At 69.1% G+C, this 15,221-nt stretch carries 14 protein-coding genes; 2 read left to right on the top strand and 12 right to left on the bottom strand.

All coding sequences use genetic code 11. The features are described from left to right. Positions 1-43: 43 nt before the first annotated feature. The 3 genes from ACFXK0_RS21835 to asnB form a co-directional block, all read right to left on the bottom strand. Positions 44-475 (bottom strand): hypothetical protein, encoded by a 432-nt coding sequence (locus ACFXK0_RS21835; RefSeq protein WP_379412439.1) that lies wholly within the window; start codon positions 473-475, stop codon positions 44-46. After that, a complete protein-coding gene (locus ACFXK0_RS21840; RefSeq protein ID WP_379412441.1) occupies positions 472-1,656 on the bottom strand; it encodes a hypothetical protein in 1,185 nt (394 codons plus the stop codon). Before ACFXK0_RS21840 ends, ACFXK0_RS21835 begins: the two co-directional genes overlap by 4 nt. 62 nt (positions 1,657-1,718) lie before the next feature. After that, a complete protein-coding gene (gene asnB, locus ACFXK0_RS21845) occupies positions 1,719-3,662 on the bottom strand; it encodes an asparagine synthase (glutamine-hydrolyzing) (RefSeq protein WP_379412442.1) in 1,944 nt (647 codons plus the stop codon). A gap of 352 nt (positions 3,663-4,014) precedes the next feature. Here asnB and ACFXK0_RS21850 point away from each other — a divergent pair, with 352 nt between their 5' ends. Beyond that, positions 4,015-5,136, top strand: a complete 1,122-nt coding sequence (locus tag ACFXK0_RS21850) for a cytochrome c oxidase subunit II (RefSeq protein ID WP_379412444.1) — start codon at positions 4,015-4,017, stop codon at positions 5,134-5,136. A gap of 10 nt (positions 5,137-5,146) precedes the next feature. Next, positions 5,147-5,563 (top strand): cytochrome c oxidase subunit 4, encoded by a 417-nt coding sequence (locus ACFXK0_RS21855; protein WP_379412445.1) that lies wholly within the window; start codon positions 5,147-5,149, stop codon positions 5,561-5,563. Positions 5,564-5,708: 145 nt separating this feature from the next. Here the strand turns inward: ACFXK0_RS21855 and ACFXK0_RS21860 are convergent, their stop codons facing one another. The 9 genes from ACFXK0_RS21860 to ACFXK0_RS21900 all read right to left on the bottom strand — a co-directional run bounded on the left by ACFXK0_RS21860 (position 5,709) and on the right by ACFXK0_RS21900 (position 15,193). Continuing rightward, positions 5,709-6,980 (bottom strand): FAD-binding oxidoreductase, encoded by a 1,272-nt coding sequence (locus ACFXK0_RS21860; protein WP_379412446.1) that lies wholly within the window; start codon positions 6,978-6,980, stop codon positions 5,709-5,711. 51 nt (positions 6,981-7,031) lie between these two features. After that, a complete protein-coding gene (locus tag ACFXK0_RS21865; protein WP_379412448.1) occupies positions 7,032-8,576 on the bottom strand; it encodes an alkaline phosphatase D family protein in 1,545 nt (514 codons plus the stop codon). Positions 8,577-8,663: 87 nt separating this feature from the next. After that, positions 8,664-10,043 (bottom strand): ABC1 kinase family protein, encoded by a 1,380-nt coding sequence (locus ACFXK0_RS21870; protein ID WP_379412449.1) that lies wholly within the window; start codon positions 10,041-10,043, stop codon positions 8,664-8,666. Positions 10,044-10,161: 118 nt separating this feature from the next. Then, positions 10,162-10,935 carry a sporulation protein gene (locus ACFXK0_RS21875; RefSeq protein ID WP_379412451.1) on the bottom strand — a complete coding sequence of 258 codons (774 nt, stop codon included), beginning with the start codon at positions 10,933-10,935 and terminating at the stop codon, positions 10,162-10,164. Between the two features lie 38 nt (positions 10,936-10,973). Then, on the bottom strand, positions 10,974-11,702 hold the full coding sequence (locus ACFXK0_RS21880) for a lysophospholipid acyltransferase family protein (RefSeq protein WP_379412452.1): 729 nt from the start codon (positions 11,700-11,702) through the stop codon (positions 10,974-10,976). Positions 11,703-11,819: 117 nt separating this feature from the next. After that, positions 11,820-12,815, bottom strand: a complete 996-nt coding sequence (locus ACFXK0_RS21885) for an ROK family protein (RefSeq protein ID WP_379412453.1) — start codon at positions 12,813-12,815, stop codon at positions 11,820-11,822. Next, entirely contained in the window at positions 12,812-13,489 is a 678-nt protein-coding gene (locus tag ACFXK0_RS21890; protein WP_379412454.1) for a hypothetical protein, read from the bottom strand. Before ACFXK0_RS21890 ends, ACFXK0_RS21885 begins: the two co-directional genes overlap by 4 nt. Further along, positions 13,482-14,759, bottom strand: coding sequence for an ArsA family ATPase (locus ACFXK0_RS21895; protein WP_379412516.1), 1,278 nt, complete (start codon positions 14,757-14,759; stop codon positions 13,482-13,484). The genes ACFXK0_RS21890 and ACFXK0_RS21895 overlap by 8 nt, the downstream gene beginning before the upstream one ends. Continuing rightward, positions 14,756-15,193 carry an SRPBCC family protein gene (locus ACFXK0_RS21900; RefSeq protein ID WP_379412455.1) on the bottom strand — a complete coding sequence of 146 codons (438 nt, stop codon included), beginning with the start codon at positions 15,191-15,193 and terminating at the stop codon, positions 14,756-14,758. Before ACFXK0_RS21900 ends, ACFXK0_RS21895 begins: the two co-directional genes overlap by 4 nt. Positions 15,194-15,221: the final 28 nt, after the last annotated feature.

Raw genomic sequence — 15,221 nt, forward strand, 5'->3', positions numbered from 1 at the left:
CCGAACGCCCCCGGATCGAGCGGATCCGGGGGCGTCGTCATCCCTACCAGTCGGCGACCTCGGACGGAATGACCTTCGGGCCCGACTTGGTCCAGAAGCCGTCCGGGCCGCGGTCCACCCGGAAGGTGCCCACATCACCGGTCCGGATCCAGAGTTCCTCCGGCGCGGTGGACAACCAGCCGACCACATAGCGATGGTGGCGGCTGGTGCTGTACTTGTCGGTCCCCCGGAAGACCTCGGCGCCGGTGCGGGTGTCGACGATCGACACATACATCGACAGCTCCCCGTCGGGATTGACCTTCGCCTCGTAGAACCCGCTCGGCGAGATCGCCGACGTCCCCGGTACGGCGAACTTCGCGTGCGCGGTCGTGACCGGCGTACCCCGAGCGTTGCCCTCGTCGATCGTCGGGCCACAGGCCCCCGTGGTGAGCACAGCCCCCGCGAGCAACACGCCGATCACTGTCCTGCGCATCATTTCGGGTACCCGCTCTGGCTGAGCACGTTGCCGGACGCGTCCATGATCAAGGTGGTGCTACCCGTCCAGTTGATGTGGATGTTGTACGGATCGGCGGTACCGAGCGTGATCGCCTCCGCGATCGCGCTCTTGGTCTGATCGGAGCCGTACTGCGGATTCGGATCGATGATGTCGTTCCAGGTGTAGCTGTTGTGCATCGTCACCTCATAGGTGCCGTCACCCCGCGGCTTGACCGTCGAGTTCGGCAGGAAGGTGAAATCGCCGACGGTCGAGTCGGTTCCGTGCAGATACTGGTAGCCGATGATCGCCTCGCCGTTCTCGATCTCGGCATGCAGGCTCTGCGGTGTGCCGGCCTGCGAGGGGTTGCCGTTGGCCAGATAGCCCTGCAGCGCGGCCTGCGCCGCTGTGGTCACCGGCTCCTCGAGCTGGCTGCGCAGCAACTGGTTGCTCATCATGTACTCCGACCACTCCGGATCGCTGTTGATGTACCAGTCCCCGCCGCCGGTCAGGTAGCGCTGCAGAATGGCGCGGCCCTGCGGGTCCGACGTGGTGTCCCAGATCTCGCGGCCGTCGATGTTCTGCGGCGCCGGACTGATCAGGGTCTCGCTCTCGGCGAGGCCGGCGAAGGCCTGCTCGATCGAGGTGGCGACCGCTGTCGCCGCCGTCCCGGCGTCGGTGAGGGCCTGCTTGACCGCGGTGGTGGAACTGTTCGCGTCGACCTGCAACGCGCCCGCGGCGACCGCGTAGGACGCGGCATCGGGAAGCTGCGCCAGCAGTGTCTGGTGGGTGCTGGTCGACAGGGAGACGGTGCCGTCGTCGGCGACCTGGTTGCCGTTGGCCTCGGCCGTGCGGACGGCCCGCTCCACCGCGGTACGGGCCGCGTCCAGCTCGGTCGCACCGGCGCCCGCGGCGGCGGCGCCGTCGGTGAGGGCGGTGATCAGCGTCTTCGTGGCGGTTCGTCGTGTCTCGTGGCCGGCCCGCATCGCGTCACCGGCGGCACCGCGCCAGAAATCGATGCTGCTGTCGACCGCGCGGTAGGCGCTGTCGTCGAAGGTGGTCAGCCCCCGTGCCTGGGCGGACCACCGCGTCGCCAGCGCGGTCAAGGTCGTTGTCTGCCAGGACAGCACCTGCGCGACCGTCAGGTCGGTGCTGCCTGGTGACGTGGTGGATGGTTCAGCCATGTCTCCCCGTTCCCCGAAGTACTTCCCTTCACCCGGCAGCATAAGGGCGTTCGGGGCAGGGTTTACAGCGAGACTGGGTAGACCGGTTCCTGGATTTCGGGCTTGATGCGGTTTTCGACGAAGATGCCGTGCCAGACCATGAAGACCAGGAGAGTCCAGAGGCGGCGGCTGTGGTCGGAGAGGCCGGCTTTGTGGTCGCGCAGCATCTGGCGGACGGCGGCCTTGTCGATGAGGTGGTCGGTCTGGGAGTCGGCGATCTGGGTCTCGGCCCAGTCGTAGAGTTCGGTGCCGCGCAGCCAGTGGCGCAGGGGGACGGGGAAGCCGAGCTTGGCGCGGTGGAGGACGTGGTCGGGGACGATGCCGTCCAGGGCCTGGCGCAGCGCGTACTTGGAGGTCTCCCTGGTGATCTTCTGGTCGTAGGGCAGGCCCTGGGCGACGCGCATGACCTCGTTGTCCAGGAACGGCACGCGCAGTTCCAGGGAGTTGGCCATGGTCATCTTGTCGGCCTTGACCAGGATGTCGCCGCGCAGCCAGGTGAACAGGTCCAGGTGCTGCATGCGGGCCACCGGGTCCCAGCCGGCGGACTGGGCGTAGAGGGGGGCGGTGACGTCCTGGTGGGTCCACTCGGGGCGGAAATCGCGCAGCACCGCGCGCAGCTGGGCGTCGTTGAAGCTGCGGGCATTGCCGTAGTAGCGGTCCTCGAGGGTGAGTGAACCACGCTGGAGCAGTGACTTGCCGCGCTTGCCGTCGGGAATGCGGTCGCCGAGTTTGCCGACGAGCTTGCGCAGCCCGGCGGGCAGATACTCGAAGGGCTTGAGCGACAACGGTTCCCGATAGATGGTGTAGCCGCCGAACAGTTCGTCGGCGCCCTCGCCGGAGAGCACCACCTTGACGTGCTTGCGGGCCTCCTTGGCCACGAAGTACAGCGGCACCAGCGCCGGGTCGGCGACCGGGTCGTCGAGGTACCAGACGATCTCGGGGATGGCGGCGGCGAACTCGGCGGGGGAGACCACCTTGACGATGTGGCGCGCGCCGATCAGCTCCGCGCTCTCGGCGGCCACATCGACCTCGGAGTAGCCCTCGCGCTCGAAACCGGTGGTGAAGGTGATGAGTTTCGGGTTGTGCCGCATGGCCAGCGCCGCGATGGCGGTGGAGTCGATGCCGCCGGACAGGAACGAGCCGACGGTGACATCGGCGCGCATGTGCTTGGCGACCGAGTCCTCGAGGGCGGCCGCGATCTCGGCGTACCGGGCCTGCTCGGCGCCCTCGGCGAACGGGCGCACCCGGAAGTCGGGACGGAAGTAGCGGGTGGTCTTCGGCTCCTGCCCGGCCTTCACCGTGGCGTAGGTGCCGGACTCCAGGCGGCGGATGTTCTTGTGCAGCGACTCGGGCTCGGGCACGTACTGCAGGACCGTGTAGTGCTCGAGCGCGCGCGGGTCCAGCTCGTCGGACACCTCGAGCGGGCTCAGCAGTTCGAGCACGCTCTTCTTCTCGCTGGCGAAGGCGGTCCCGCCGGGGCCGGTCGCGTAGAACAACGGCTTGATGCCGAAGGGGTCGCGCGCCAGGAACAGCTCCTGGGTCTCGGTGTCCCAGATCGCGAAGGCGAACATGCCGCGCAGCTTGCGCACGGCCTCGGGACCCCAGAAGTGGAAGGCGGCCACAATGGCCTCGCCGTCACCGTCGGTGGCGAAGATCTTGCCGTCGGCGAACTCGGCGCCGTGCTCGGCGGCCAGCTGTTCGCGCAGCTCCAGGTAGTTGTAGATCTCGCCGTTGAACGTCATCGCGTAGCGCTGCGGGTTCTCCGCCGGGCCCCAGCGCAGCGGCTGGTGCGAGTGCTCGATATCGATGATCGAGAGGCGGTTGAAGCCGAAGATCATGTGCTCGTCGTGCCAGGTCCCCTTCTCATCCGGGCCGCGGTGGCGCTGGCAGTGCAGGGCGTCGTACACCTGATCGACCACCTCGGTCGTCGCCGTATCAGCTGTCAGGAATCCGAGCAGTCCGCACACGGTGTCGGCAACCTTCTCTCGTTCGATGATGGGGTGGCCACTGGCGGACCGAAACGCTGTGTCCGAGTATGCCGCACCGGGCACCGACACGCCGCCTTCACCCGGTCGCGGGGACTGGACGCGCCACCGGCGGCGGCCAAACCGCAGGTCGGGATGATCATGGTGGTCACGGCGGAGTGTCGAAACCGACCCCGCGACAAGAGAGTGCCCGCTTTGGTCTACGCTGCGTAGTACTCAGGTCCTTCTCAGGTGTGCAGGCATCACAGCAGCAATACTCGAGGGCGGCCTGAAACTGCTTTGAAGACGCGTCGGCGCGGGCGAATCGCGGCCTGTGACGACGCGATGTGTCGGAATGTGTGGCGACCAGGAAGGCGTGAGCGTGGCGCACAAGGCGAGCGAAGAGATCGGGGCTCGACCCGTTCGGGGTCGGCAGGGCCGTATCCTTCGGCGGGCCGGGCTGGCGGTGTCCTTGGGGATCACTGCCGTCCTCGTCTCGGGCTGCTCGATCGACAATGTTTGGCTGCGGTTCGGCTGGCCCTCGGGCATCACGCCGCAGGCCACCCGCATGCGGGAGCTGTGGACCTGGTCGGTCCTGGCCGCGCTCGCCATGGGCGTGCTGGTCTGGGGCCTGACCTTCTGGACCGTCATCATGCACCGCAAGCGCAAGGACTCCCCGGAGTTCCCGCGCCAGACGGGCTACAACGTGTCGATGGAACTGACCTACACCGCGATCCCGTTCGTGATCATCGCGGTGCTGTTCTACTTCACCGTTGTCGTGCAGAACTACGTGCACGAGAAGACCGACAATCCGGATGTCACCGTCGACGTGACCGCCTTCCAGTGGAACTGGAAGTTCGGCTACCGCAACATCAACAATGTCGGCGGGCTGACCTGGAACGGCATCGACACCGAGCGTGAGCTGGCGAACGAAGAGCAGCTGGCGCAGTACGAGGAGCGCACCAACGAAGAGGGTCACCCGCAGCCGGGCCCGGTGCACGGCAAGCCGGCCAACGACATCCTCTCGTACCTGCACTACGACAAGGTCGAGACCATCGGCTCCAGCACCGAGATCCCGGTCCTGGTGCTGCCGACCGGCAAGCGCATCGAGTTCCAGCTCGCCGCCGCCGACGTGATCCACGCCTTCTGGGTGCCGGAGTTCATGTTCAAGCGCGACGTGATGCCGAACCCGAAGGAAAACCAGTCCGACAACGTCTTCCAGATCTCCGAGATCGAGAAGGAAGGCGCGTTCGTCGGCCGCTGCGCCGAGATGTGCGGCACCTACCACTCGATGATGAACTTCGAGGTCCGCGCGGTCTCGCCGGAGAAGTACGCCAAGTACATGCAGGCGCGCATCGACGGCATGACCAACGGTGAGGCCCTCGAGTCGATCGGCGAGTCGCCGGTGGCCACCTCCACGTACCCCTTCAACACCAAGCGTGATATCAAGAGCGCTTCGGTGAACGAGAGCAAGTGAGGATTCTGATATGAGGATCGAAGCGCGGATCTTCGAACTGCTCACGGCGTTCTTCATCCTGGTGGGCATCGTCTACGGTTTCTTCACCGCGCAGTCGCGTACCGGCATCGAATGGGCCGGTACCACCGCGATCGTGCTGACCGCGGGCCTGTCGCTGATCATCGGCACCTACTTCCGTTTCGTAGCGCGCCGCATCGACCTGCGCCCCGAGGACTACGAAGAGGCCGAGATCGTCGACGGCGCCGGTGACCTGGGCTTCTTCTCGCCCGGCAGCTTCTGGCCCATCTCCCTGGCAGCAGCCGGTTCGGTCACCGCCCTGGGCCTGGCCTTCTTCCAGTACTGGCTGATCGCCCTGGGCGTAGCACTCGTCCTAGTCGCCGCAGCCGGCCTCGTCTTCGAGTACTACATCGGCGCAGAGAAGCACTGATTTTTTGGAGCGCTGGCGCGCTCGCTGCGCTCGCGAGGCCTCCTCGAGGTCGGCTTCCACGTGGTTGCGTCAGGATCTGAGGCGAAAGACCTAAGCAAAAGGCTCCACCGATTACGGTGGAGCCTTTTGTGTTGGTCTCTCTCCTCTAAACGCTGTAGCGCAGGGCCTGTTCCGAGCGGCAGATGTCATCGATCCGCGCGACGATCTCACGCAGCTGCTCCGAAGGCAGCGCAGAGGGCCGCAGCCGGCAGGTGAAAGTGATCAGCCCGTAGTCAGCAGGCGACAGCCCACGCGCGGCAGCTTCGGCACGCAGATAGGGCGACCGCACCCCATAGGTCATCGCGGAGATGACAGTGAAGCACCCCGACCGTTCCCGGTGCCCGGCGAACAGGTCGTGCAGCCCGTAGAAGACCGACCCGTAGTTGGCGAGCGGTGCGAACACCCCGACCCGGTAGGCGGGCCCGCGCTCGGAGGAATTGATGACAGTGTCGGCGAGATATTCCGCATCGCGCATCGTGAGCACCTTGGGCGCGAACATCAGCGCCCCCGCGGCCGCATTGCGCACCGGCATGCCCGCGCGCCCACCGGCAGCGGAGGCGATGGCGCCCAACGACTTCCGCGTGCGGGTACCGACCTCGCGCCGCGCCCGCAGACCGCGGGTCGGGGCGGTCGGGTACAGACTCGACCACTGCCCGAAGCGGACGGCACCGAGGTTCACCTGCCCCGCGCCGACCGGCCGCGTCACCTTGATCGCCGCGGTGTCGACCCAGCGGCCCACCTGCAGGGCGGCGCTGCCGGGGCTGGTGATCTCGGTGGTGGCGTGCTCGACGAAGGAGTCGAAGTCCAGGAACCGGTCAGCGTCGGTGGTCAGCCAGGTGTGGTCCTTGTCGACCTCGACCACGTCGAGGGTCAGCGCGGTGATGATGCCCGCGCGGCCGCCCGCGCCGAGGATGCGGTGGAACCGCTCGGTGTGGTGGCCGCGTCCGCAGGTGCCGATCCGGCCGTCGGGGTCGACGTATTCGAGGTCGGCGATCTGGTCGATGAACATGCCGTAGCGGTGCGAGGCGGTGCTGACGCCGCCGACCGAGGCGAACCCGCCCGCGGTGATATCGCGGTGATCGCCCACCACGGGCAGGCCGAGTCCGTGTGCGCCGAGGCGGCGGTCGATCTCGGAGAGTTTCGCGCCGGCCTGCACCCGGACGGTGCGTCTGCCCAGGTTGATGTCGAGGACCGAGTTCATCTTCCGCAGCGACAGCACACCGCGCTGATCGGTCAAGCCGTAGGACTCTTCGGTCTGCTCGCCGCCACGAACCGTCAGCCGTTCCGAACGATCACGCGAATCACGCACAGTGCGAACGACATCCGCGGTGTCGGTGGGGAGATATTCTTCGGAGATGACGGAATGCGGCGTGCCCATGACCGCATAGCTAACCACAGCTCGGGCATTCTTGCGCAGGGTACTTCGCACCTATTTCTCCGCGCGCGTGAGCTGCTTGCTGAACAGCACTTTTCCGGTCGCGTCGCACAGATTCACGGTCAGCGCGGCCGAGCGTCCGTCGATGCGGACCTCGCCGAAATGCTGGTACTGCGCGTCGAGTGGTGAGGTGTTGGCCGTCGGCGGCGCGTGCACGAAGACCGCTTCGGGGCCGAAGGTGGGGTCGAGATCGTTGGGGCCGAAGGCGCCCGCGTTGAGCGGACCGGAGACGAACTCCCAGAACTCGTCGAAATCGGTGAAGTCGGCGCGGGCCGGGGAGTAGTGGTGCGCTGCGGTGTAGTGCACGTCGGCGGTGAGCCAGACGACATCGCGCACCCCGTTCGCCTTGATCGCCGAGAGCACCTGGGCGATCTCGGTTTCGCGGCCGGTGGGTGCGCCGGGAGCGGCGTTGGCGGGGCCCTCGAAGGCGGTTTTGCCGTCGGGCACGATCAGGCCCAGCGGCAGGTCGGCGGCGACGATCTTCCAGGTCGCGGTCGAGTCCCGCAGGCCGTCGATGAGCCATTTGGTCTGCGCTGGACCGAAAACGCTGCCGAGGGCGGCGGTGTTGGCGCCGTTGGCGTCCTTGTAGGTGCGCATGTCGAGGACGAACACGTCCAGCAGCGGGCCGTAGGCGATCTTGCGGTAGAGGCGCCCGTCGACGGCTTCCTTCGGCTCCAGCGGCATCCATTCGTGGAAGGCCTGCCAGGAGCGGGTGGCGAGGGTGTCCATATTGCGTTCGGTGTAGCCCTTGTCGGCGGCGACGGTGCCGCCGGGGTACCAGTTGTTGGTGGTCTCGTGGTCGTCCCACTGGACCACCTGGGCGACGGCCGCGTTGAAGCGGCGGTAGTTGTCGTCGGTGAGGTTGTAGGCGTAGTTGCCGCGGAACTGGTCGAGGGTCTCGGCGGGGGCGTTCTTGGCTTCGGCGGTGAGGTTGCGCCAGATCCGGCCGTCGGGCAGGGTCACCGACTCCTGCAGCGCGTTGTCGGCGTAGATGCTGTCACCGGAGTGCAGGAACAGGTGCGGGTCGCGGGCGGCCATCGCCGCGAAGACCTGCATGCCGCCCAGGTCGGGGTTGATGCCGTAGCCCTGGCCCGCCACGTCGCCGGACCACAGCAGGGAGAGGTCGGCGGGCGTGGCCGGGGCGGTGCGGAAGACGCCGGTGAGGGTCTCCGAGCTCGCGCCGTCCTCGCCCTCGAGACGCACGCGGTAGTGCACGAGCTGACCGGCGGGCAGCCCGTTGACGCGCACCCGGCCGGTGCCGTCGGTGGCCGGGGTGAGCAGGGGGCCGGTGAAACGTTTGACGTCGCTGAACTTCTCGGTCGCCGCGGTCTCCACGATCAGGGTGGCGGGCCGGTCCGACCGCGCCCAGATCAGCGCGCCGTCGCTGCGCGGATCGCCGACGGCGATGCCGTGGGTCAGCGTCGGCCGGGCACGGACCAGACCGGGGCCGCACGCCGCGACAGCGGGAGCGGCGACCATGCCGAGGGCGGTGGCGCGCAACAGCGCGCGCCGGGACATCGTGAAATCCGGACCAGCCATGCGTTCGACGGTGCATCGCCGGTCGGAACACCGGGACGCGGCTGTGGCAACGACACATGAACGCCAGTCGTACGCCTCGAACCGGCGTCACAGACCTGCCGCGGCGGCGGTCTCCGGGTACCAGCGGGTGCATTCGTCGCGCAGCGGGACCTCGGTGCGCAATTGGCACAGCACGGCGAGGCCGCCGAGGAACGAGCGCAGGATGGGGGTGTGGTCCGGGGGCATGGTCAACTGGCGCAGCACGTTCGACAGGCGCAGATCGGTGGCCACCCTGACCTGTTTGCGCAGCCAGTCCGCCGACAGCGAATAGGTGGGCGAGGTGAGGGCCTTGCGGACCGGGCGCAGGCGGGCCGAGACGGTGGTGATGTCGATGGTGCGGCCCGGCGCGACGAAACCGTGCCGGCGCATGGCGGCCTCGAGATCGGCGGGGGAGTCGGCGATCACGGCGGCGCCCACGTCACCGGCGACATCGAGGAACGCCGCGGGCCACGGAGTGCAGGCGCCGAAGTCGACCACGCCGAGCCTGCCGTCGGGCATACGCAGGAAGTTGCCGGGATGCGGGTCGCCGTAGACGTGCTGGGCGCGCGCGGGCGCGGAGAACAGGAAACGCAGGATCAGCACGCCGAGGCGGTCGAGCTCGTCGGGGGCACCGCGCAGGATCACCCGCGACAGCGGGGTCCCGTCGAGCCATTCGGTGACCAGCACATCGCCGCGCTGGGCGATCACCCGGCTCAGCACCACCTCCGGATCGTCGGCGTAGGCGGCGGCGAAGGCACGCTGGTTGGCCGCCTCGCGGGCGTAGTCGAGTTCACCGCGGATCTCCTCGCAGAGCGCCTCGATGACCGGGCGAGTATCCGCACCGGGCAGCAGCGCCGCGAACAACGGCGTGGCCCGGCGCAGGGCCTGCAGATCGGCCAGGACCGCGCGGCGGGCGCCGGGATACATCACCTTCACCGCCACCGGCGTCCCGTCGAACCAGACGGCCCGATGGACCTGCCCGACCGAGGCGGCCGCCGCCGCGCGATCGTCGAATTCCAGGAACAGCGCGCGCCAGTCGGCGCCCAGATGCCGCGCCAGCTCGGTGTGGACGGTGGCGGGCAGCATGGCGGGTGCCGAATCGTGCAGGCGGGCGAGGGCTTGCCGGTACGGTTCGGCCAGCGCCGGCGCCAGACCCAGTTCCAGCAGCCCGAGCAGCTGCCCGAGTTTGGCCACACAGCCCTTGAGCTCGCCGAGTACCTGGAAGAGGTGTTCGGCGGTGCGGGTCTGGATGTCGCGGTCGACCTCGGCGGGCGGGCGGCCCGCCACCTTCTTGCCGAAACCCGCGATCCGCCGGCCCGCGTAGGCGACCGGGACCGCGGCCAGCCGCGCGCTGCGCACGACCTGGCCGGTGGGTGGATTGCCGGTGCGCGGATCGGTTGCCGAGCGGGCGAACGGCAGCACCCGGCCCTCATGATCGCGACCGGCCATGTCCACCTCACTGTCGTGCCGACACCGGTCACCTGTGCGAGGCGCCCACCCGTCGGCGTCGTGCTTTGTGCAGGCTACCAACCGGGTGGGCGGCGCGTGGCGGGTCCGCGACGGTGGATCAGCCCAGTGCGCCCATTCCCTGCAGAGTGCGATGGATCTCGGTGGTCCAGTCCCGCTGACCCGCGTGGGCGTGCTCGACCCGGAAGATGCCGATGCCGTCGCGGTCCTCACGGAACCAGCCGCCCTCGATATCGGCTTCCAGCACCACGTGCAGGCCGTGCTCGTCGGCCACGAAGGTGAGTTCGAGCTGGTTGACCCGGGGGAAATGCGGCGAGCGGCCGAATTCGATCTCCTGATAGAACGGCAGCCGCTGCGGCAGCCCGCGAATGCCGCCCGCCTCGACATCGGTGCGCAGCAACGGAAAACCCATGCGCCGCACGGCATCCAGGACCACGTGCTGGGCGGGCAGGGCGCCGATCCCGATCGGATCGGTGTCGCAGCTGTCGAGGGCGCCGTGCAGGTCGACGACGGTGCGCACCGCGACCGCGGCACCGGGGAGGTGGTGGCCGTCGAAGAAGGTGATCGGGGTTTCCAGCGGAGCCGGTGCGGTGAACCGGAATTCGACGACCTGCCCGGCCGGCAGGGTGAACGGCCCGGTGACACCGACGCGGCCGAACGGCTGATCGGCGATGTGCTCCTCGCCGTCGCCGTACTCACGCTCGACGCGGGTGATGAATTCGACCGCCACCTGCCCGACGGACTGATCCACGCGCCCGCCGCGCAACCGGATCACGCCCTCGACGATTCCGCCGGGCTGCACACCGGGAGTGAACAATTGGGTGTCGACCTCGGCGCCGCCGACACCCGCCGCGGCCAGTAACTGCTTGAACATGCCGAGCAGTCTGGCCCATCCGGCTTAACGTTCGCTTGTCAGCTCGCGGCGGTGTCGGGGATGCGGGTGGCCTCGAGCTGACGGTCGGTGGGGGCGACGCCCTTCTTGAGGCTGTGCGCGTACACGTCGACGTATTCCTGGCCGGTGAGGCGCATCAGTTCGTACATCACCTCGTCGGTGACGGCCCGCTCGACGAAACGGTTGCCGCTCATGCCCTCGTAGCGCGAGAAGTCCAGGGGGGCACCGAACTTCAGGGTGACCTGCTGGCGGCGCCACTTGAACGGTCCGGGCGGGCTCACCTTGTCGGTGCCGATGACCGCGACCGGGATGACCGGGACACCGGTCTCCAGCGCCAGGCGCGCCATGCCGGTCTTGCCCTTGTACAGGCGGCCGTCGGGCGAACGGGTGCCCTCCGGGTAGAGGCCGACCAGGCGGCCCTCGTCGAGCAGCTTGCGGGCCGCGTTGAGCGCGTCCTCGGCGGCCGAGGCGCCGCTGCGGTCGATCGGGAACTGGCCGGTGCCGCTGAAGAAGAACTTCTGCAGACGGCCCTTGACACCGGGGGTGTTGAAGTACTCCGCCTTGGCGAGGTAGTTGATCCGGCGCGGGCTCAGCAGCGGGGCGAACAGCCAGTCGGCGAAGGAGAGGTGATTGCCCGCCATGATCGCCGGACCGTCGGTGGGGATGTTCTCGACGCCCTCCACGACCGGCCGGTTGTACAGGTGCATGAACGGTCCCGGGAAGATGAACTTGAGCAGCCAGTAGAACATGGCATCCTTTCCTCGGGACCGGAATTGTGGTGTGCACCCTCGTCGGGAAACGACTTTACCGCTGGTCGAAGGTCACAACCAACCCAGGACGGTAGCCGTGCGGCATGGGTGTGACGGTCATCTCCCGCTGGTCCCCGCGACCGGCGCGCCGACCGCCGCTCTGGCCAGTTCGGCCGCGCCGATCATGCCGGCGGCCTCCCCGAGCTGGGTGGTGCGCAGCCGGGCCAGCGGCCGGTGCCCGGCGCCGGTGACCGCGTTCGCGTAGTGTTCGCGCGCCTCGTCCAGGAACAGCGGCGCCGAACTGCTCACCCCGCCTGCGATCACCACCAGGTCCGGGTCGAAGATGTCGCTGACGAAGGCCAGGCCGAGGCCGAGCCAGCGGGCGAAGTCGGCCATCACCCGCACCGCCAGCGCGTCGCCGTCCTGGGCGGCGCCGGCCACCCGGCGGCCGGTGAGCGAGCCGGGATCGCGGATCACGTCGCGGGCCAGCACCGAGCGCACCGGGTCGGTGGCCAGCAGTTCGATCGCGGTGTCGGCCAGCGCAGTACCGCTGCAGTAGCGCTCCCAGCAGCCGCGTTTGCCGCACGGACAGGCCCGGCCCTCGGGCACCACCTGCAGGTGACCCAGTTCGGGGGCGATGCCGTAGCTGCCGCGGTAGAGCTTGCCGTCGATGAGCAGGGCGGCGCCGATCCCGGTGCCGATCGCGATCAGCACCACGGTGTGCCCGCCCGCCGCCGCGCCGAAGCGGTACTCGGCCCAGCCCGCGGCGTTCGCGTCGTGTTCGAGCAGCACCGGCAGGCCGAGGCGGGCGGTGAGCCGTTGCGCGACGGGAGCGTCCTGCCAGGGCAGATGCGGGGCGAAGCGGACCGTGGAGCGATCCTCGGAGATGAATCCGGCGACGGCGAGCCCGACCGCGGCGACGGGATGGCGGCGGGCCAGCTCGCGCACGGCGCGGTCGATGGCGTCCTCGAGCGCGCGGGCCGCGTGCGGGGTCGGCGCCTGCACGGTGTCGAGCACCTCGCCCTCGGCGTCGACCACCGAGGCGCGGATATTCGTGCCGCCCACATCGATGCCGACGGTGAGCAGGTGTCGAGGGTCGATCCGCCCGGTCATCCCCGGATCGTCACCGGGATGTCGACATAGTCCGTGCGGCGGGTGCGCCGGCGTGTGTCCTCGCGTGCGGCGGTGCCGAAATCTGTTGTGCCGGCAGCATTGTCGGTGGGTCCGGTCGAGGGGGAGACCGGGGGGACGGGTGGGGTGCGGGTGGGGGCGCCCTGCTGACGTGCGCCCGGGTACTCGTCGACGCGACGGGGACGCGGGGTCCGGTCGGGGTCCCGGCGGGCACTGCCCCAGCGCGGACGCGCTCGGTCGGTGGACGATTGCGCCGCAGCTGCTTCCGTCCGCCCCGCACCGGTATCCGCGGTGGTGTCGGGACCGGCACCGGCGGTATCGGTCGTGCGGCGATCGGCTGCCGGATTCGGGTGGCCCGCGGCGTGCTCAAACCATTCCGGTGGCAGCAGCGGGTCGACGGGGACGCCGGCGAGGGCTTCGCGCAGCACGGTCACCATGGCGGTGCCGTGGTCGGCGAGGGCGGCCACGACATCGTGGTGGTCGCCGCGGACCAGGGCGGCCGCGGCACAGACCGGGCACCAGGCGCAGCCGCCGAGGTCGGCCTGGCCGTCGGCGGCGGTGCGGCGCAGCACCGGTTCGACCCGGGCCAGCAGCACTTCGGCGAGCAGCCGCAGCTCCTCGGTGAACTCGGCGAAGCCGTCGGGGTGATCACTCATCTGCGGTGGCCTTCGGGTAGTTCGGATCGGCGGGCCACACCTGCGGGTCGGGCCGGAAGCGGACCACCAGATGACCGTTGTCGAGCTCGGCGCCCGCCACCGTGCAGCGTTGCAGCACCGGCGCGAGGCGTACGCGCGTGCGCACCCCGTCGGCTCCCACGATCAGATCGTCCTCCACTCGGCCCAGCCGCAAGGTGCCGGGATCGACCACCGGCAGCCGCATCCGCATCGCGTACACGGAGTCGACACCGGAGCCGGACTCCCATCGAACCATCGGTTCGCCGGAATCCGTGCTTCGCGCGTGCGGACCAGCCAGCGTGTCGACACCGTAGGAGAACGCCGAGAGTGCGGAAGTTCCCACCGGTTCCGCGCCGGCGTGCTGGGCGATCAGGATCGGCACGTCGGTGAGCTGCTCGTGCAGCCGGGCCACCACCTCCAACTGCTCGGCGCGCCGGTTGAGATACCAGTGCACGGCCGGGTGGGCGTGCTCACCGGGCGGCGGCACCGGCGCCAGCACCTTGTTGACCACCACCGCGTCCAGGCGCAGGCCAAGCAACGCGGCCGCCGACCGGACCCGCCTGGCCTCGGCCACGGCGACCTGTTCGGGGCCGGTGATCAGCCGGGCGGTGGTGCGGGTGCGGTCGGCGAGCAGGTCGCGCACCTGCGTCACCGCCTTGACGACGCGCTCGACGGTGGCCGCCAGCACGGCCTTGCGCAGATCGGTGCCGATCGCGCTCATCGTGCGCTGATGTTTCGGCCAGATCCGCTCCAGATAGCCGAGCAGGGTGTCGGGCGCGGTGACGATGCGCAGCATGTCGGCCGAGGGCGGACAGTCCACCACGACGACATCCCAGTCGTCCTCCTCGGTGAACTGGGCGATCTCGACCAGCATGAGCAGTTCCTGCACGCCGGGCAGTCCGGTGAGCTCGGCGGGATCCAGCGCGGCCAGGTCGATGCCGTGGTCGTGCGGGCCGCCCTGGGCGAGCATGTGCACCACATCGCGGAAACGGTCCTCGAGCAGGGCGAGGGAATCGATCTCGATCACCTCGAGCCCCGGCGCCACCCGGGTGACGCCGGCGACCGTGCCCGGATCGTGCGGAAACCGGAAACCGAGGGCGTCGCCGAGGGAATGGGCCTGGTCGAGCGAGGCGATCAGCACCCGCTGACCCGCCCGCGCGTAGCTCATCCCGCTCGCGCAGGCCAGCGTCGTCTTGCCGACGCCGCCCTTGCCGACGAACAGCTCGACGCGGGTACCACCCGGGCCGCTCAGCCCTCGACTCGCTTCTTCAGTTCCTTCAGCGCGGTGTCGGTGATGACCTTCTCGGCCTTGCGTTTGAACATGCCGATCATCGGGATGTTCAGGTCGACGGTGAGTTCGTAGACGACCTCGGTGCTGCCGTCGGGCCGCTCGCGCAGCTCGTAGCTGCCGTCCTGGGCCTTCTGCAGGTCACCCTCGCGCAGCTGCCAGCTCACCGCGCGGCCGTCGGCGCGCCAGGTGTAGGTCAGCACGTAGGTGTCCTTGACGACGCCGGCGTCGAGCACGAACCGGGCGGTCACCGCCCGGCCGGTGGCATCGCGATCGAGCACCTCGACCGACTGCGCGGCCGCCACCCACTCCGGGTAGGACTCCAGATCGGCGATGACGGCCATCACCTGTGGAGACGGCGCTTGGATGACGATCGATCTCTGGGTCCGGTCGGCCACGGACAACAGTTCCTTTCGTGCGTGGTGC

Source organism: Nocardia sp. NPDC059177 (assembly GCF_042755165.1).
Lineage (GTDB): Bacteria > Actinomycetota > Actinomycetes > Mycobacteriales > Mycobacteriaceae > Nocardia.

Bases quoted from the DNA above. Each gene is read 5' to 3' on its own strand.
- ACFXK0_RS21835 (WP_379412439.1), bottom strand. From the start codon at position 475: ATGATGCGCAGGACAGTGATCGGCGTGTTGCTCGCGGGGGCTGTGCTC.
- ACFXK0_RS21840 (WP_379412441.1), bottom strand. From the start codon at position 1,656: ATGGCTGAACCATCCACCACGTCACCAGGCAGCACCGACCTGACGGTC.
- ACFXK0_RS21850 (WP_379412444.1), top strand. From the start codon at position 4,015: ATGTGTGGCGACCAGGAAGGCGTGAGCGTGGCGCACAAGGCGAGCGAA.
- ACFXK0_RS21855 (WP_379412445.1), top strand. From the start codon at position 5,147: ATGAGGATCGAAGCGCGGATCTTCGAACTGCTCACGGCGTTCTTCATC.
- ACFXK0_RS21860 (WP_379412446.1), bottom strand. From the start codon at position 6,980: ATGGGCACGCCGCATTCCGTCATCTCCGAAGAATATCTCCCCACCGAC.
- ACFXK0_RS21865 (WP_379412448.1), bottom strand. From the start codon at position 8,576: ATGGCTGGTCCGGATTTCACGATGTCCCGGCGCGCGCTGTTGCGCGCC.
- ACFXK0_RS21870 (WP_379412449.1), bottom strand. From the start codon at position 10,043: ATGGCCGGTCGCGATCATGAGGGCCGGGTGCTGCCGTTCGCCCGCTCG.
- ACFXK0_RS21875 (WP_379412451.1), bottom strand. From the start codon at position 10,935: ATGTTCAAGCAGTTACTGGCCGCGGCGGGTGTCGGCGGCGCCGAGGTC.
- ACFXK0_RS21880 (WP_379412452.1), bottom strand. From the start codon at position 11,702: ATGTTCTACTGGCTGCTCAAGTTCATCTTCCCGGGACCGTTCATGCAC.
- ACFXK0_RS21885 (WP_379412453.1), bottom strand. From the start codon at position 12,815: ATGACCGGGCGGATCGACCCTCGACACCTGCTCACCGTCGGCATCGAT.
- ACFXK0_RS21890 (WP_379412454.1), bottom strand. From the start codon at position 13,489: ATGAGTGATCACCCCGACGGCTTCGCCGAGTTCACCGAGGAGCTGCGG.